Source organism: Sulfitobacter sp. PS-8MA, assembly GCF_040933935.1.
In the GTDB taxonomy this organism is placed as follows: Bacteria; Pseudomonadota; Alphaproteobacteria; order Rhodobacterales; family Rhodobacteraceae; genus Sulfitobacter.
Map to the genome: position 1 here is coordinate 177,911 of NZ_JBFQYJ010000004.1, position 16,907 is coordinate 194,817.

Genomic DNA, 16,907 nt, shown 5'->3' on the forward strand with positions numbered 1-16,907 from the left:
CCAATTAACCGCAACCGCGGCGCGCTGGCAACATCGCCCCCTGCGGCTGGCTTGAACCTGCCCCGCGCCTATGTCACCTTGGGCCATGACAGATAAAACATTCCCTTCCTGGCCCGATGTGGCCGCGCAATTGGTCGAAGTCGCCGCCGGACGCCGCGCCGCTGACACGATCATCACCGGTGGCATCTGGGTCAATGTCCACACCCGCGAATGCCTGCCCGACCATGACATCGCCGTGGCCGCCGGGCGCATCGCCTTTGTCGGCCGCGACGCCAGCCATTGCCGGGGTGACGATACCCGCATCATCGAAGCCAAGGGCCGCTATATGACCCCCGGCCTCTGCGACGGGCATATGCATATCGAGAGCACCATGCTCACCCCGGCGGAGTTCGCCCGCGCGGTGATCCCGCATGGCACCACCTCGGCCTTCACCGACCCGCATGAGATCGCCAATGTGCTGGGGCTGGAGGGCGTGCGCATGATGCATGACGAAGCGCTGATGCAGCCCATCAACATCTTCACCCAGATGCCCTCCTGCGCGCCCTCGGCACCGGGGCTGGAGACCACGGGGTTCGAGATCACCGCCGAGGATGTGGCCGAGGCCATGGCATGGCCCGGCATCGTGGGTCTGGGCGAGATGATGAACTTCCCGGGCGTCAGCAACGCCGACCCGCAGATGCTGGCCGAGATCGCGGCCACCCAACGGGCGAACAAGACCGTCGGCGGGCATTACGCCTCTCCCGACCTTGGCCCCGCCTTTGCCGCCTATGTGGCGGGCGGCCCGGCGGATGACCATGAGGGCACCTGCGAGGCCGACGCGGTGGCGCGGATGCGGCAGGGGATGCGCTCGATGATCCGGCTCGGCTCCGCGTGGTATGACGTGAAGACCCAGATCACCGCGATCACCGAAAAGGGGCTCGACCCGCGCAATATGATCCTCTGTACCGATGACAGCCATTCGGGCACCATCACCAACGACGGCCATATGAACCGCGTGGTGCGTCATGCCATCGACTGCGGCTGCGACCCGTTGATTGCCCTGCAAATGGCGACGCTCAACACCGCGACCCATTTCGGGCTGGAGCGCGAGATCGGCTCGCTGACACCGGGCCGCCGGGCCGATGTGATCCTGACCTCGGACCTCAAGACCCTGCCGATCGAGATGGTCATCGCCCGCGGCGAGGTGGTGGCCGAAGACGGTGACTGCACCGTCGACTGCCCGCATTACGACTGGCCCGCCATGGCGCGCAACACGGTGAACATGGCCCGCGATCTTGAGGCCAAAGACTTCGACATCCTCGCCCCCGAGGGCGCCAATGCCGTCACCGCCAATGTCATCGGCGTGGTCGAAAATCAGGCCCCGACCCGGGCGCTGAAATTTGAACTGCCGGTCACCGAAGGCCGCGTGCAGGGCAGCGGCGAGGTCTGCCAGATCGCGCTGGTCGAACGTCACCGCGCCACCGGCACGGTGACCAACGCCTTTGTTTCGGGCTTTGGCTATGAAGGGCGCATGGCCATGGCCTCCACCGTGGCGCATGACAGCCACCATATGATCGTCGTGGGCACCGATGCCGATCAGATGGCGCTGGCCGCCAACCGGCTGCGCGAAGTGGGCGGCGGCATCACCATCTTCCGCGAGGGCAAGGAACTGGCGCTGGTGGCCCTGCCGATCGCCGGGCTGATGTCCGACCGCCCCGCGGCCGAGGTCGCCGCCGATGCCGAAGCCCTCGTGCAGGCGATGATCGACTGTGGCTGCAAGCTCAACAACGCCTATATGCAGCATTCGCTGCTGGCCCTTGTGGTGATCCCGGAGCTGCGGATCTCGGACCTTGGGCTGGTCGATGTGCAGAAATTTGAAATCATCCCATTGTTAGAGCCGCAAACATGAGCACCATCCTCACCCCGGACACCCCGCACCCCGAAGAGTTCCGCGACGCCACCGCCGCCGTGGACCGGCTGACCGAGCTTTACGAAAGCGCCACGCAATTCCTGCGCGACGGTTTTGCCACCGCCATGCAAAGCCACGCGCCCGAGGCCCGCATCCGCGCCTTCTACCCGGAGGTGCGCTTTCGCACCTCCTCCTATGCCCATGTCGATACGCGGCTGTCCTTTGGCCATGTCTCCTCCCCCGGCAGTTTTGCCGCGACGATCACCCGGCCTGACCTGTTTCGGAACTACCTGATCCAGCAGATCGGCCTGCTGATCGAAAACCACGACCAGCCGGTGACCATCGGGCCTTCCACCACCCCGATCCCGGTGCATTTCGCCATGGGCGGCGACAATGCGATGAATGTCCCGCAAGAGGGGGCCGCCGAGTTCACCCTGCGCGATGTCTTCGACGTGCCGGACCTCAGCACCACCAATGACGACATCGTCAATGGCACCTTTACCGTCGAGAATGACATCCGCCCCCTCGCCCCCTTCACCGCGCAGCGGGTGGATTATTCGCTCGCCCGCCTGTCGCATTACACCGCGACGGACCCGCAGCATTTCCAGACCCATGTGCTGTTCACCAACTACCAGTTCTATGTGACGGAGTTTGAACAATACGCCCGCGCCATGCTGCGCGACCCCGAAAGCGGCTATACCGCCTTTGTCTCCACCGGCAATGCCGAGATCAGCGATCCCGACGCGCCGCTGCCAGAGACCCTCAAAACCCCGCAGATGCCGACCTATCACCTGAAGCGGGCCGACGGCTCCGGCATCACGCTGGTCAATATCGGCGTCGGCCCCAGCAACGCGAAAACCGCGACCGACCATATCGCCGTGCTGCGCCCCCATGCCTGGCTGATGGTGGGTCACTGCGCCGGTCTGCGCAACACGCAGGCGCTTGGCGACTTCGTGCTGGCGCATGGTTATCTGCGCGAGGATCACGTGCTGGACGACGACCTGCCGGTTTGGGTGCCGATCCCGGCGCTGGCCGAGATTCAGATCGCGCTGGAGCAATCGGTGGCGCAAGTCACCCAGCTTGAGGGCTATGAGCTGAAACGCATCATGCGCACCGGCACCGTCGCCACCATCGACAACCGCAACTGGGAGCTGCGCGACCAGTCCGGCCCGGTGCAACGGCTGAGCCAATCGCGCGCCATCGCGCTCGACATGGAAAGCGCCACCATCGCGGCCAATGGCTACCGTTTCCGCGTGCCCTACGGGACGTTGCTCTGCGTGTCCGACAAGCCGCTGCATGGGGAGTTGAAACTGCCCGGCATGGCTTCGGACTTCTATAAGACCCAGGTGGCACGGCATTTGATGATCGGCATCCGCGCGATGGAACTGCTGCGCCGCATGCCGCTGGAGCGCATTCACAGCCGGAAACTGCGGTCCTTTGATGAAACGGCGTTCCTATAGGGGCTAAAACAGCGGAAAATCGCATGTTTTCGCGTCCAGAGCGCCACAATTCGTTGTGTTATCCTACAACATACCGTTACATTCCGGCCATGAGGCCCTAAAACGCGGGCAGTCTAAGGAGATAAAAATGGCAAAACCGATGACCAAGACCCAGCTCGTCGCTGCTCTGGCAGAAGAGATGGACACAGACAAGAAATCCGCAGGCGCAGCGCTCGACGCCGTTTGCAACCTGATCACCCGTGAAGTGTCCGCCGGCGGTGCCGTGACCCTGCCGGGCGTTGGCAAAATCTATTGCCGTGAGCGCCCCGAGCGGATGGTCCGCAACCCCGCCACAGGCGAACAGTTCAAGAAAGACGCCGACAAGGTGGTCAAGATGACCATCGCCAAGGCGCTGAAGGACAGCGTGAACGAGTAAGCCACGGGCTGAATGTTTGCGAAAGGGTCGTCTTCGGGCGGCCCTTTTTTGTTGAGGGAGGGCCAACGCCTGCCCGCGGGTCGGCGATCCAACAGACGCTCCATGCCACTTTATGGTGCAGTCGTGATGTGCGTTCTCGCGGTTGCGCCCAGCCTCACCAAATCGCCTACCCGGTCGCACCAAAGGTGCGCCCAAACAAAAAAAGGCACGCCTTCGGCGTGACGCGGGCGAGCGATGGCCCGGCGTCTTCGGCTTGATTCCGGGCCCGGGTGGTATTTTCTACCGTCTCCCTGTCTTGTTCTCCTTCTTCAAACCCGCCATTGCTTAGCAAGTTCAGAGCAGGGGGGCACAGTCATGGACATCCGCGCAATTCTCATGGGTCTGGCCTTTGCCGTCATGTGGTCCTCGGCCTTCACTTCTGCCCGCATCATCGTGATGGACGCCTCGCCCCTGCTGGCCCTCTCGCTACGCTACCTCGTCTCCGGCCTGCTCGGCGTCGGCATCGCGCTGGCCCTGGGCCAAAGCTGGCGGCTCACCCCCGCGCAATGGCGCGCCACGATCATCTTCGGCGTGCTGCAAAACGCGGTCTACCTCGGCCTCAACTTCATCGCCATGCAGACCATCGAAGCCTCCCTCGCCGCGATCATCGCCTCCACCATGCCGCTGCTCGTCGGCTTCGCCGCCTGGGCCTTTCTGGGCGAGAAACTCCGCCCCCTCGGGATCGCGGGTCTGCTCGCCGGCGTCGTCGGCGTCGCCATCATCATGGGCGCGCGGCTTGGCGGGCAGGTCGATCTCTACGGCCTCATCCTCTGCGCCATCGGCGTGCTGGCCCTCACCGCCGCCACCCTGCTGGTGCGCGGCGCGACCTCGGGCGGGAACTTCCTCATGGTCGTCGGGCTGCAAATGCTGGTCGGCTGCGTCGCCCTTTCCATCGCGACGCTCTTGTTCGAGACACCCCGCATCGACCCCAGCCTGCGCCTGACGCTCGCCTTTGCCTATACCTGCCTCGTGCCGGGCCTCGCCGCCACCGTGGTCTGGTTCTGGCTGGTCAACCGCATCGGCGCCACCCGCGCGGCGACCTTCCACTTCCTCAACCCCTTCTTCGGCGTGGCCATCGCGGCGCTGCTGTTGGGCGAAACCCTCGGCCCGCGCGACATCCTTGGCGTGGCGATCATCGCAGGCGGCATTCTCGCGGTGCAGGTCTCGCGCCAGCGCAAGGCCCGACAGTCTGCGCCGCAAACCCTTTGAATCTCGCCGCCACACCCCATCTATTGTCCAAGCCCACAATCGGAGGACGCCATGCCCCAATATGAGAAAACCACCGCCGCCATTGACGCGCTCAGCCCCGAAGAGTTTCACGTCACCCAACGCAGCGGCACCGAACGCCCCGGCACCGGGAAATATCTCAACAACAAAGAGCCGGGCATCTATGTCGACATCGTCTCGGGCGAACCGCTCTTTGCCTCTGCGGACAAATACGAAAGCGGCTGTGGCTGGCCCAGCTTCACCAAACCGATCGAACCGGCCTATGTCGAAGAACATGAGGACGCCTCGCTCGGCATGGTCCGCACCGAAGTCCGCAGCAAACATGGCGACAGCCACCTTGGCCATGTCTTCCCCGATGGCCCACCTGACCGCGGCGGCCTGCGCTATTGCATCAACTCCGCCTCCCTGCGCTTCATTCACCGTGACGACATGGAAGCCGAGGGCTATGGCGAGTACCTCAACCAAGTGGAGAATGTGACATGATAACCGAACGCGCAGTACTGGCCGGCGGCTGCTTCTGGGGCATGCAAGACCTCATTCGCCGCCGCCCCGGCGTCGTCTCGACCCGCGTCGGCTATACCGGCGGCGATGTGCCCAACGCGACCTACCGCGACCACGGCACCCATGCCGAGGGGATCGAGATCATCTTTGACCCTGAAAAGACCTCCTACCGCGAATTGCTGGAGTTCTTCTTCCAGATCCACGACCCCACCACCGTGAACCGCCAGGGCAATGACATCGGCATGAGCTACCGCTCGGCGATCTACTATGTGAACGACGAACAGAAAGCCGTGGCCGAAGACACCATCGCCGATGTCGAAGCCTCCGGCCTCTGGCCCGGCAAGGTGGTGACCGAAGTCGAACCCGTGGGCGATTTCTGGGAGGCGGAGCCCGAGCATCAGGATTATCTGGAGCGCCTGCCCAATGGCTATACCTGCCATTTCCCCCGCGCCGATTGGGTGCTGCCCAAGCGCAACGCGGCGGAATAGACCGCTGCCCCCGGCCCCGTGCCGGGGGTCAGCCCACCGCCACCCGCGGACGGCCCGAGGCTTCGACGGTCACTTCAGCTTCGACAAAAACCTCGCGCCCCTCGACACCCGCCCTGCGAATGTTGCGCGAGACCTGAACCTCGATCTCCACCGCGCACGCCGCCCTGGCCCGGTCTCGCGCCGCTTGGGTCAAAACGGTCTCTAACCGGGCCAAAGCGCTCTCGGGATCGTCGAAATCCTCCGGCCCCTCCTCCAGATGCACGCGGAACTTCCCGTCCCCGGGGACGGTTACCGTCCCGCTCTGTCGCATGATGACCCGGCCCACGACAGCGCCGATGGCATTGGCCACGCCTGCGTGCTGCGGCAGGATCATCTCGGTCCCCAGCCGCTTGCCGACGGCGGGATAATAGCTGCCCGCCGAGGCGCCCAGCCCCACCACGGGCAGGTTCAGCCCCGCATCCAGCCGCAGCAAACCGCGATGCCCGGCCAATCCCCGCTGCATCAGCAGATGCCGCGCCAGCACCTCGGGCGGCAGGGTGAAACCGGGGTCTTCCTCAGCAAAAGCAGTCTCTAACAACGCCAAAGTGGTCTGCTGGGTCAGTCGGTCGATGATGATCTGCGCCAGCGCCGCTGGCTCCGGGCAAAAGCGGTTGCCCGCCCCGCCGCGCTGCCGCCCGAAAAGCTCCAATGCCTTGCGGGCAGCACCGGCGTCCCATGCATCCAACTGCCCCGTCACATGGCTCGCGTCCGACGGGGTCAGCGCGGCGAGTTGCACCAGCCCCCGCGCCACCAGCCGCGCCAGCGCGCCCTGCTCAATCCGCGCCCGCAGGATGTCGGCCAAAGGATGCACCGCCGTCCCGATCCGCTTGAGCAGCGCAGCGTCACGCGGCGCCAACCCCTCGGCCTCCTGCCCCGGCACCGCACGCACAAAGCGCCCGTCATGCGCCCCCGGCAGCTTCTGCCGCAGCTGCGCGTCAAGCGCCGCATGCACCAGCTTCGGCGCCTCTGTGGCAATGAGCGATACCGGCAGAACCCGCTTTGGCCCCAGCGTCACCCCCGCCTCCAACCCTTCGGCAATGAAATGCACCTCGCTGTCACCGCCGAGCCCATGGGTGCGCATCGCCACCGCCTCGACCATGGTGCGATAGGGCCCGACCTGCGCCCCCGCAGGATCAATCGCAGGCCGCCCATCGCGCAAAAGCGCCACATCCGTCGTCGTCCCGCCAATGTCCGAGACCAGCGCATGATCCGCCCCCGTCAGCCAGCGCGCGCCCACCAGTGACGCCGCCGGCCCGCTCAGGATGGTTTCAATCGGCCGCCGCCGCGCCTGTGCGCTCGACATCAGCGCCCCATCGCCCCGCACCACCATCATCGGCGCGTCGATCCCCATTTCGCGCAGACGGTCCTCGGCCCGCCCGATCAGCCGATCGATCATGCCGATCAACCGCGCGTTCAGCAGCGCCGTGAGCGCCCGTTTCGGCCCGTTCAACCGCGCCGACAGCACATGCGAGAGCGAGACCGGGCGCCCCGTCACCTTTGCCACCAGTTCCGCCACCCGCAGCTCATGCGCCGGGTTGCGCGTGGCAAACTGGCTCGCCACGGCAAAGCCGCTCACCGTGCGCTTATGCGTCTCTAAAAAGGCCAATAGCGCCGTTTCATCCAGCGCTTCCACCTCGGCCCCGGCATGGTCATGCCCACCTGCCAGCAGCAGATGCGGATCGCCGCGCAGCGCCTCTTCCAGCCCATGCGCTGCCAAGTCCCGCGCGCGAAACCCGACATAGATCAGCCCGACGCGCCCGCCCTGCCCTTCGACCAGCGCATTGGTGGCCAGCGTGGTCGAGAGCGACGCCATGGCAATCTCCGCAGGGGCCACCCCCGATTGCGCCAGCACCGCACGCACGGCATCGCCGACGCCAAGCGCAAGGTCCGCCCGTGTGGTCAGCGCCTTGGCCGAGGCGATCACCTCCTCCTCATCCCGGATCAACACGGCATCCGTATAGGTGCCGCCCGTGTCCACCCCCAAGAGAACCGCCATCGGCCTTACCCCAATCGCCCCGCCGCCCAGCGCGCCGCATCGGCCACCGTCGGATCGGCATCCTCGGCCAGAGACTGCGCCACCGGGCGCAGCTCTGCCAGCCCCGAATTGCCGATGGCATAGAGCACATTGCGCACGAAACGATCCCGCCCGATCCGTTTGATCGGCGAGCCCGAGAACCGCGCCCGGAACGCGGCATCATCCAGCGCCGCCAGTTCCGCCAGATCGGCAGGCTGCACCGCGGGACCGTGATAGCGCAGATCGCTCGCCGCCACGGCAAATTTGTTCCAGGGGCAGGCGGCCAGGCAGTCATCGCAGCCGTAAATCCGGTTGCCGAGTTTTGCGCGCAGCTCCAGATCGACCGGCCCTTTATGTTCGATCGTCAGATAGGAAATGCAGCGCCGCGCATCGAGTTGATAGGGGGCGGGGAAAGCATCGGTCGGGCAAACGTCCAGACAGGCGCGGCAGGAGCCGCAGTGATCCACCTCCGGCGCGTCAGGCTCTAAATCCAGCGTCGTGAAAACAGAGCCTAAAAAGGCCCAATTGCCGAATTTCCGGCTCAGCAGATTGGTGTGTTTGCCCTGCCAGCCGAGCCCCGCCGCCTGTGCCAGCGCCTTTTCCGGCACCGGGGCGGTGTCGACAAAGACTTTCACCTCCGGCGCCGCCGCCCGCGCTTCCTCCATCAGCCAGCGCGCCAGCCGCTTCAGCCGTTTCTTGACGATGTCATGGTAATCCCGCCCCTGCGCATAGACGGAAATCCCGCCCTTCTCGGGCCGCGCCAACACCGCGCGGGGGTCATGTTCGGGCGTATAGCTCTCGGCCAGCATGATGACCGAGCGCGCCTCGGGCCAAAGCGCTGCCGGATTGCCGCGCCAATGCATCCGTTCTTCCATCCAGCCCATCTGGCCGTGAAAGCCCGCTTCGACAAAACGCGCCAGCCGCTCCGGCACCTCTGGCACATCGCCGGGCCGACAGATGCGGCAGGCGACAAAACCTTCCTCAAGCGCCCGCGCCACGACCCGCGCTTTCAGGGCCTCCCGGTCCACGGTCATGGCTCTGGCGCCTCGACCGCCATCAGAAATCGAGGTTGTTATACTGCAAGGGCGGCGGGAAGCCCGGCACCTGATCGGCGAGGATCGAACGGAAGGCCGGGCGCGATTTGATCTTGGCGTACCAATCCTTCACCGCCTCCGAACGGTTCCAGTCCACGTCCGAAATATAGTCGAGCGACGACAGATGCGCGGCGGCGGCGAAATCGGCCAGCGTCATCACATCGCCCGCCAGCCAACGGCGATGATCCAGCAGCCATGTCATGTAATCGAGATGATATTTGATCGCCTTGGCCCCGGCCTTGACGTTCTTACTGTCGGGATAACCCTGTTTGGTGACCTTCTTGTTGACCCGCTCATAAAGCAGTTTCGACGTCACCTCATGGTGGAACTTGTCGTCAAACCAGCTCACCAGCCGGCGCACTTCCAAGCGCTGCACCGGGTCCTGCGGCAGCAGCGACGCCTCGGGCCGGGTCTCTTCGATATATTCGCAGATCGCTGCGCTTTCGGACATCATGATCCCATCCAGCCGCAGCACCGGCACCTTGCCCGCCGGGTTACGGCGCAGGAAATCCGGGTCTTGCTCCCAGTAGCGCTCTTCGACCAGCTCGACCTCGATCTTCTTCTCGCCCAGGCTCAGCCGCACCTTGCGACAGAAGGGGGACAAGGGAACGTGAAACAACCGAGCCGTCATGAGAAGTCCTTTTGTTTAAGGGGATCAGCCCCTTCCATGCCTGCTGACGCAGGGATTTTCAACTCTCGAAACAGGCGGCGCGACCGTCCGCGCGGATGGTCGCCGCCCCATCCATGATCTGCGCCGTGCGCTTGCGGGTAAAGGGGCTGGGTCTGGAGGCCGAGCGCCCCTTGGGGTCGGGCAGGATCGCGGCCAGCCGGGCGGCCTGTTTGGCGCTGAGGTCGGCCGCGCTCACGCCAAAGTAATGCGGCGCCGCGGCGCCCACGCCAAAGACCCCCTCATCGAACTCCGCCACATTCAGATAGACCTCGATGATCCGCCGCTTCGGCCAGAGCGCCTCCAGCAGCGGCGTCATCCCCGCCTCCAGCGCCTTGCGCAGCCAGGAACGCCCGTGCCAAAGATAGACATTCTTCACCGTCTGCTGGCTGATCGTCGAGGCCCCGCGTTCCGAACCGTTTTCAATCGCGGTGCGGATCGCCTGCATGTCGAAACCCCAGTGGTTGCAGAAATTCGCATCCTCCGCCGCCACGGCAGAGCGGGCCATCACCGGGGCGATCTGCTCCAGCGGCAGCCAGTCGCGCGCGACCCCGCCCAGACGGCGGCTTTCCGAGAACATATAGACCCCGGTGGGCGGATTGACGACGCGGAAGAGCAGCACCAGCAGCACCGCCAGCGCGCCGAGCAGAAGAACAGCGCCGAAAAACCAGCGGGTGACGCGCTGTTTGAACGGGGTCCGCGGCGCAGCCTTACGGCGGCCCCGGCCTTTGGAGGCGGTCTTTTTACGTGTGCTCATGGCCTAGCTATAGGCTGCTGGCTGGCGTTTGTGAACGCTTCTCACGCGCGGTGATCTCTTGCGCGAGATAGGCCCCGATCCGCGCCGAGCCCCGGGCCGAAGGATGCACATTGTCACCGCCAAAAAGCCCCCGGTCGCGGCGGTCGATCACATCTTCTGAATCGACAAAATGCACGCCGGGGGTGCGGGCGGCAAAGCGGGCGATGCGGCGTTCGATCTCCACCAGATCATCGCGGCAGCCGGCGAAAGAGCCCCTGTTAGAGCCTGCATAATAGCCCATCCACATCACCTGCGCCCCGGTCCGCGCCCGGAGGTCTTGCAAAAACGCCGGGATGCTGCCGCTCTGCCCGTCCGCAGAGATCAGCGCGTTGACCGAGGCCGCGCAGGCGCCGCAGCCACAGTCCGCGCTCAGATCATTGGCGCCGCCATTGACCAGCACCCAGTTCCAGCGCCCGCCGGGAAACTGCGCTTGAATGTCAAAGCCCACGGCAGAGGCGATGGTCGAGCCATTGTCGAACTGCGCCCCCGGCACGGCCCGGTTGATGACGCTGCGGCCGGTCTCGCGGGCGATGACCTCGGGGATCGCGTTCTGGCCGTTCCACGCCATGATGGAATCGCCGAGCACGAGGATGTCACCGCCGCCGCGCGGGGCGATGTCTGTGCAGGCGGCGAGGCCGGTGAGCAGGGCGAGGGCGGCGAGGATTTTGCGCATGTCATCTCCTTTGAGGGAGATCAGGTAGCGCATCCGCGCCTCTCTACCACCCCGGCCCGGCAACAAGCCGCAGGCACCGGGCCATCGGCCTTGTCACTCACTCCGCCGGAACCGCCGTCTCCTCAACGCTCAACGGCGCCGGCAGATGCACCAGCATCTCTTTCGGGCAAACCTGCAGGAAGTTGTGCTTCTCGCTCTCCCAATGCTGCAGGATATCCGCCGCCTTGCGGCTGCCGGTCTCGGCCAGATGGCGCTCCAACAGCCCGTGCAACTGCGCCATCCAATGATCCACCGTCACCGGGCAGGTCACAATGGTCTCGGCATTCATCAGCTTTGGCGCCAGCCCGTCAGGGTCGTAGAGATAGGCCATCCCCCCGGTCATCCCGGCAGCAAAGTTCGCCCCGATTTCCCCAAGGATCACCGCCACACCGCCGGTCATATATTCACAACCGTTGCTGCCACAGCCCTCGATCACCACATGCGCGCCCGAGTTGCGCACGGCGAACCGCTCGCCCGCCCGGCCCGCGGCAAAGAGATAGCCCGCCGTCGCACCGTAAAGCACCGTATTGCCGATGATCGTGTTTTCCGAGGCCACCACCGGGCTCGCCATCGAGGGCCGCACCACGATCGTGCCGCCCGACAGCCCCTTGCCGACATAGTCATTGGCATCGCCCGAGACTTCCAGCTTCAGCCCCGGCGCCGCAAAGGCGCCCAAAGACTGCCCCGCGCTGCCGGTCAGCTTCACCGTCAGGTGATCCGGCTGCAAGGAATTGCGCATCCCGAAGCGTTTGACGATATGGCTCGACACCCGCGTGCCCACGGTCCGATGGGTGTTCTGCACCGCATAGGAGAGCTGCATCTTCTCGCCATCTTCAAGGAACCGCGCCGCATCCCGCACGATCTGCGCGTCCAGCGTATCCAGCACCGCCTGACGCGGCTTGTCGCGGTCATAGACATTCTCATGCGCGCCATCGACGGTGATCAACAGCGGGTTGAGGTCCAGATCATCCAGATGCGCCGAGCCCCGGCTCACCTGCGTCAGCAGGTCCGCCCGGCCAATCACCTCATCAAGGCTCCGCGCCCCGATGCTGGCCAAGATCTCGCGGACCTCAGTGGCGTAGAAAGTGATCAGGTTCACCACCTTATCCGCATTGCCGGTAAACTTGCCGCGCAGGGCTTCGTCCTGCGTGCAGACCCCCACCGGGCAGGTGTTGGACTGGCACTGGCGCACCATGATGCAGCCCATGGCGATCAGCGCGGCGGTGCCGATGCCATATTCCTCGGCCCCCATCATCGCCGCCATGACGATGTCGCGGCCTGTGCGCAACCCGCCATCGGTGCGCAGCGTCACACGGTCGCGCAGGTTGTTCATGCTGAGCACCTGATGCGCCTCGGTCAGCCCCATTTCCCAAGGCAGACCCGCATATTTGATCGAGGTCGCCGGCGAGGCCCCGGTGCCGCCGTTATGGCCCGAGATCAGGATGATATCCGCCTTGGCCTTGGCCACACCCGCGGCAATCGTGCCAACGCCCGAAGACGCCACCAGCTTCACCGTCACCTTACAGCGCGGGTTAATCTGCTTCAGGTCATAGATCAGCTGCGCGAGGTCTTCGATCGAATAGATATCGTGGTGCGGCGGCGGCGAGATCAGCGTCACCCCCTTGGTCGAATGGCGCAGACGCGCGATCAGGTCGGTGACCTTCATCCCCGGCAACTGACCACCCTCACCGGGCTTGGCACCCTGCGCGACCTTGATCTCCAACTCTTCGCATTGGTTCAGATACTCCGCCGTCACGCCAAAGCGCCCCGAAGCCACCTGTTTGATCTTCGCTGACGGGTTGTCGCCATTGCTTTCCGGTACGAAATGCGCCGGATCTTCGCCGCCCTCGCCACTGTCGGACTTCGCCCCGATGCGGTTCATCGCCACATTCAGCGTCTTATGCGCCTCGGGGGAAAGCGCCCCCAGCGACATCCCCGGCGTCACGAAACGCTTGCGGATCGAGGTGATGCTTTCGACCTCCTCCAGCGGCACCGGATTGCCGCGCGGCTTGATGTCGAGCAAATCGCGCAGGTGGATCGGCGGATTGCTCTGCATCTTCTTCGAATACTGCTGCCACATCTGATAAGAGGCTCTGTTGCAGGCCATCTGCAACATATGCATGCTGCCCGCCTCCCAAGCGTGTTTCTCGCCCGTCTTGCGCTGCTTGTAGAAACCGCCGATCGGCATGACGACACCATCGCCCAGCCAGCCCCGCGCGTGGACTTCCTCGGCCTTGCGCTGGATACCGACAACGCCGATGCCGCTGATCCGGCTGGTCATGCCGGGGAAATATTCCGCACACATGGCGCGGGACAGCCCCACCGCCTCAAAGTTCAGCCCGCCGCGGTAGGAGGAGATCACCGAAATCCCCATCTTCGCCATGATCTTCAAGAGACCCTGATCAATCGCGTCGCGGTATTTCTGCACCGCTTCCGTCAGCGACATATCCAGCAGCCCGCGCCCGATCCTATCGGCCAGGGAATCCTCGGCCAGATAGGCGTTCACCACGGTCGCGCCACAGCCCACCAGCACGGCAAAGTAATGCGGATCGACACATTCCGCCGCCCGCACGTTGAGCGAGGTAAAGGTCCGCAGCCCCTTGCGCACCAGATGGCTATGCACTGCGCTGGTAGCGAGGATCATCGGCATCGCGACCCTGTCGGCGCCGCTATACTGGTCCGTCAGCACCAGATGCCCCGCGCCCGAGCGCACCGCGTCCTCCGCCTCGGCCCGGATCCGCGCCAAAGCGACGCTCAGATTGCCATTGCCCGGCTCAAAGCTGCAATCGATCGTCACCGTATGCACCTTGAACTGCGCCACCAGCTCTTCGAACTGCGCATTGCCCACGAAAGGACTGTCGAGCACCAGAATCTCAGTCTGGCTGCTGTCTTCGTCGAGCACGTTCTTGAGGTTGCCGAAGCGCGTCTTCAGGCTCATCACCCGGAATTCCCGCAGGCTATCAATCGGCGGGTTGGTCACCTGGCTAAAGTTCTGCCGGAAGAAATGGCTCAAAGGCCGGTACTGCCCGCTCAAGACCGCCGAGGGCGTGTCATCGCCCATGCTCGCCAGCGCCTCTTTGCCGTCCTCCGCCATCGGCGCAAGGATCTGCTCCAGCTCTTCAATCGTATAGCCCGCCGCCACCTGACGCCGGCGCAGCTCATTGCCCTCGAACAGCGGCTTTTCGGTCACCGCACTCAGCACATCGTCCAGCTCATGGATCTTGCTGACCCAATCGCCGAAGGGCTGATTGGCCGCCAGCGTGTCCTTGATCTCGGCATCGTAGAACAGCTTGCCCTCGTCCATATCGACGGCAATCATCTGCCCCGGCCCCAGCGCACCCTTGGCCACCACCCGCGCCTCGTCCAGCGGCACCATCCCGGCCTCGGAGCCCGCAATCAGCATCCCGTCCGAGGTCACCACATAGCGCATCGGGCGCAAGCCGTTCCGGTCCAGCCCGGCACAGACCCAACGCCCATCGGTCATCGCCAGAGCCGCCGGCCCGTCCCAGGGCTCCATCACCGAGTTGCAATAGGAATACATGTCCCGCCAGGCCTGCGGCAATTCCACCGCCAGCTTGGACCAGGATTCCGGCACCAGCATGGTTTTCGCCATCGGCGCGGAGCGCCCGGCCCGCACCAAGACCTCAAAGACCGAATCCAGCGCCGCCGAGTCGCTCGACCCCGCCGCCACGATCGGTTTGATATCCTCCGCCATCTCGCCAAAGGTCGCCGAAGCCATGCGGATCTCATGGCTCTTCATCCAGTTGGTATTGCCTTTCAGCGTGTTGATCTCGCCATTATGCGCCAACATGCGGAAGGGCTGCGCCAGCCACCACTGCGGGAAGGTATTGGTCGAATAGCGCTGGTGATAGATCGCGAAAGCGCTGATGAATTTGTCGTCCTTCAGATCGGGATAGAACTCCGCCACCTGTTCGGCCAGCATCATGCCCTTGTAGATGATGCTGCGGCAGGACATCGACGCGATATACATCTGCGGCACCTGCGCCGCGATGGCGGCTTTCTCGATCCGGCGGCGGATCACATAGAGCTCGCGCTCGAATGTCTCCTCATCCACGCCCTTGGCGTTGGAGATCAGGATCTGCTCGATCTCGGGCCGGGTCGCATTGGCCTTTTCGCCCAGCACGGAAATATCCACCGGCACATGGCGCCAGCCATAGATATAATAGCCCATGCGCAGCACTTCGGTCTCAACGATGGTCCGGCAGGTCTCCTGCGCGGCAAAGTTGGTGCGCGGCAAGAACACCTGCCCCACGGCGATCATCTCGTCCTTGCGCGGGGTATGGCCGGTGCGGCGCACCTGATCGTAGAAAAACGGCACCGGAATCTGCACATGGATGCCCGCGCCATCGCCGGTCATCCCATCGGCATCCACAGCCCCCCGGTGCCAGATCGCCTTCAACGCGTTGATCCCGTTCAGCACCACTTCGCGGGTCTTTTCGCCATTGACGTTCACCACCAAGCCAACCCCGCAAGAGGAATGTTCTTCCTCGGGGCTATAAAGACCCGTCTCGGCCATCATCGCGCGTTTGGCTTCTTCGCGGGCTACCCAGGCGTCATCATATTTGGTCATGGCTTGGTTCCTTCCACAAATGCCGCAAATCCTGCTTCGACTTCGGCCTTGGTTTTGGTTTCGTGCTCCCCGGCAAAGGCATAGCCTGCGGGCTTCACATCAATGTAAATCTCGGTTGAAAGCTCCAGCCCGCCGGCGTCTTCGACCAGCCCGGCGCTGATGCTGTAATAATCATGCCCCGGCAGGGTCAGGTGATACCAAAGCGTACTGCCACAGGTGTCGCACCACGCCCGCTCGGCCCAATCGGATGAGGCATAGCTCTTCACCGGCCCCGCATGGGTCAGACTGCCGGGCTTGGCGTCGATCTCCAGAAAGGCGCTTCCGGTCCAGCGGCGGCACATTTCGCAATGGCAGGCCCCAAGCGCCTCTTTCAGCGGCTCGAAACGCAGCGTCACCGCCCCGCAAAGACATTTTCCGTCGAGATGGCTCATGGCTCGTCCTCCACATGTGGGTGGCGGGCTTCGTAATCGGCCTTGCTCACCCGCTCCAGATCGCCCGCGATGGCAAAGTTGCTCGGCGCGCGGTCGGCATAGACCACACGTTTCAACGCCGCCCCGCCGAACCCGTCAAACAGCCCCGGCGCCAGTTCAAAGACCTCGGCGCTGTCGCCGACATTATCGGCAAACCAGACCGCCGAGCCGCAGCTCTCGCACCAGGCCCGTTGCGCAAAGGAGGAAGAGGCATAGGTCCGGATCGGCCCGGCCAGACGCAGCCGGTCGCGCGGCACTTCGATGCCCATCTGCACAGAGCCGCTCCAGCGGGTGCAGAGGTCGCAATGGCAGGCCGAAATCTCACCCAGCGGGCCGGTGACCTCCACCGTGACCGCCCCACATAGGCAATGCCCGTGATGCTGCACGTCAGACATTCTTCACCTCTGCCCCGGCAAAGGTCACAGGTGCTGACCTATCGGCCAAAACCGGGCGAAAGGGCATATGCACGCCCTGTGCACGTCCGCTGTACAGTTTGTGACATTTAA

Annotated in this window: 14 protein-coding genes; 6 read left to right on the top strand and 8 right to left on the bottom strand. The window is 64.4% G+C overall.

Annotation, left to right across the window (positions count from 1 at the left end):
- The first annotated feature begins 85 nt into the window (after positions 1-85).
- The 6 genes from ade to msrA all read left to right on the top strand — a co-directional run bounded on the left by ade (position 86) and on the right by msrA (position 6,018).
- Positions 86-1,888, top strand: a complete 1,803-nt coding sequence (ade, locus tag AB4M76_RS02715) for an adenine deaminase (RefSeq protein ID WP_368440264.1) — start codon at positions 86-88, stop codon at positions 1,886-1,888.
- Entirely contained in the window at positions 1,885-3,348 is a 1,464-nt protein-coding gene (locus tag AB4M76_RS02720; RefSeq protein WP_368440265.1) for an AMP nucleosidase, read from the top strand. The genes ade and AB4M76_RS02720 overlap by 4 nt, the downstream gene beginning before the upstream one ends.
- Before the next feature lie 127 nt (positions 3,349-3,475).
- Entirely contained in the window at positions 3,476-3,763 is a 288-nt protein-coding gene (locus AB4M76_RS02725; protein WP_007118569.1) for an HU family DNA-binding protein, read from the top strand.
- 354 nt (positions 3,764-4,117) lie between these two features.
- Entirely contained in the window at positions 4,118-5,011 is an 894-nt protein-coding gene (locus tag AB4M76_RS02730; protein ID WP_368440266.1) for a DMT family transporter, read from the top strand.
- Positions 5,012-5,062: 51 nt separating this feature from the next.
- Complete coding sequence (gene msrB / locus AB4M76_RS02735) at positions 5,063-5,512, top strand: peptide-methionine (R)-S-oxide reductase MsrB (RefSeq protein WP_368440267.1); 450 nt, start codon at positions 5,063-5,065, stop codon at positions 5,510-5,512.
- Positions 5,509-6,018: a peptide-methionine (S)-S-oxide reductase MsrA gene (msrA, locus tag AB4M76_RS02740; RefSeq protein WP_368440268.1), complete on the top strand. Its 510-nt coding sequence runs from the start codon at positions 5,509-5,511 to the stop codon at positions 6,016-6,018. The genes msrB and msrA overlap by 4 nt, the downstream gene beginning before the upstream one ends.
- A gap of 28 nt (positions 6,019-6,046) precedes the next feature.
- Here msrA and AB4M76_RS02745 read toward each other — a convergent pair whose 3' ends face one another.
- The 8 genes from AB4M76_RS02745 to AB4M76_RS02780 form a co-directional block, all read right to left on the bottom strand.
- Positions 6,047-8,053 (bottom strand): hydantoinase/oxoprolinase N-terminal domain-containing protein, encoded by a 2,007-nt coding sequence (locus AB4M76_RS02745; RefSeq protein WP_368440269.1) that lies wholly within the window; start codon positions 8,051-8,053, stop codon positions 6,047-6,049.
- A 5-nt stretch (positions 8,054-8,058) separates the two neighbouring features.
- Complete coding sequence (gene queG / locus AB4M76_RS02750; protein ID WP_368440270.1) at positions 8,059-9,105, bottom strand: tRNA epoxyqueuosine(34) reductase QueG; 1,047 nt, start codon at positions 9,103-9,105, stop codon at positions 8,059-8,061.
- Between the two features lie 22 nt (positions 9,106-9,127).
- Positions 9,128-9,796 carry a glutathione S-transferase family protein gene (locus tag AB4M76_RS02755; protein ID WP_174861049.1) on the bottom strand — a complete coding sequence of 223 codons (669 nt, stop codon included), beginning with the start codon at positions 9,794-9,796 and terminating at the stop codon, positions 9,128-9,130.
- Positions 9,797-9,854: 58 nt separating this feature from the next.
- Positions 9,855-10,589 (bottom strand): monofunctional biosynthetic peptidoglycan transglycosylase, encoded by a 735-nt coding sequence (mtgA, locus tag AB4M76_RS02760; protein ID WP_368440271.1) that lies wholly within the window; start codon positions 10,587-10,589, stop codon positions 9,855-9,857.
- A 7-nt stretch (positions 10,590-10,596) separates the two neighbouring features.
- Complete coding sequence (locus AB4M76_RS02765; protein ID WP_368440272.1) at positions 10,597-11,301, bottom strand: SGNH/GDSL hydrolase family protein; 705 nt, start codon at positions 11,299-11,301, stop codon at positions 10,597-10,599.
- A 97-nt stretch (positions 11,302-11,398) separates the two neighbouring features.
- Entirely contained in the window at positions 11,399-15,931 is a 4,533-nt protein-coding gene (gene gltB / locus AB4M76_RS02770; protein WP_368440273.1) for a glutamate synthase large subunit, read from the bottom strand.
- The gene (locus AB4M76_RS02775; protein WP_368440274.1) at positions 15,928-16,362 is read right to left on the bottom strand and encodes a GFA family protein; all 435 of its coding nucleotides are present in this window, start codon (positions 16,360-16,362) and stop codon (positions 15,928-15,930) included. The genes gltB and AB4M76_RS02775 overlap by 4 nt, the downstream gene beginning before the upstream one ends.
- The gene (locus AB4M76_RS02780; RefSeq protein ID WP_368440275.1) at positions 16,359-16,796 is read right to left on the bottom strand and encodes a GFA family protein; all 438 of its coding nucleotides are present in this window, start codon (positions 16,794-16,796) and stop codon (positions 16,359-16,361) included. Before AB4M76_RS02780 ends, AB4M76_RS02775 begins: the two co-directional genes overlap by 4 nt.
- Between the last annotated feature and the right edge of the window lie 111 nt (positions 16,797-16,907).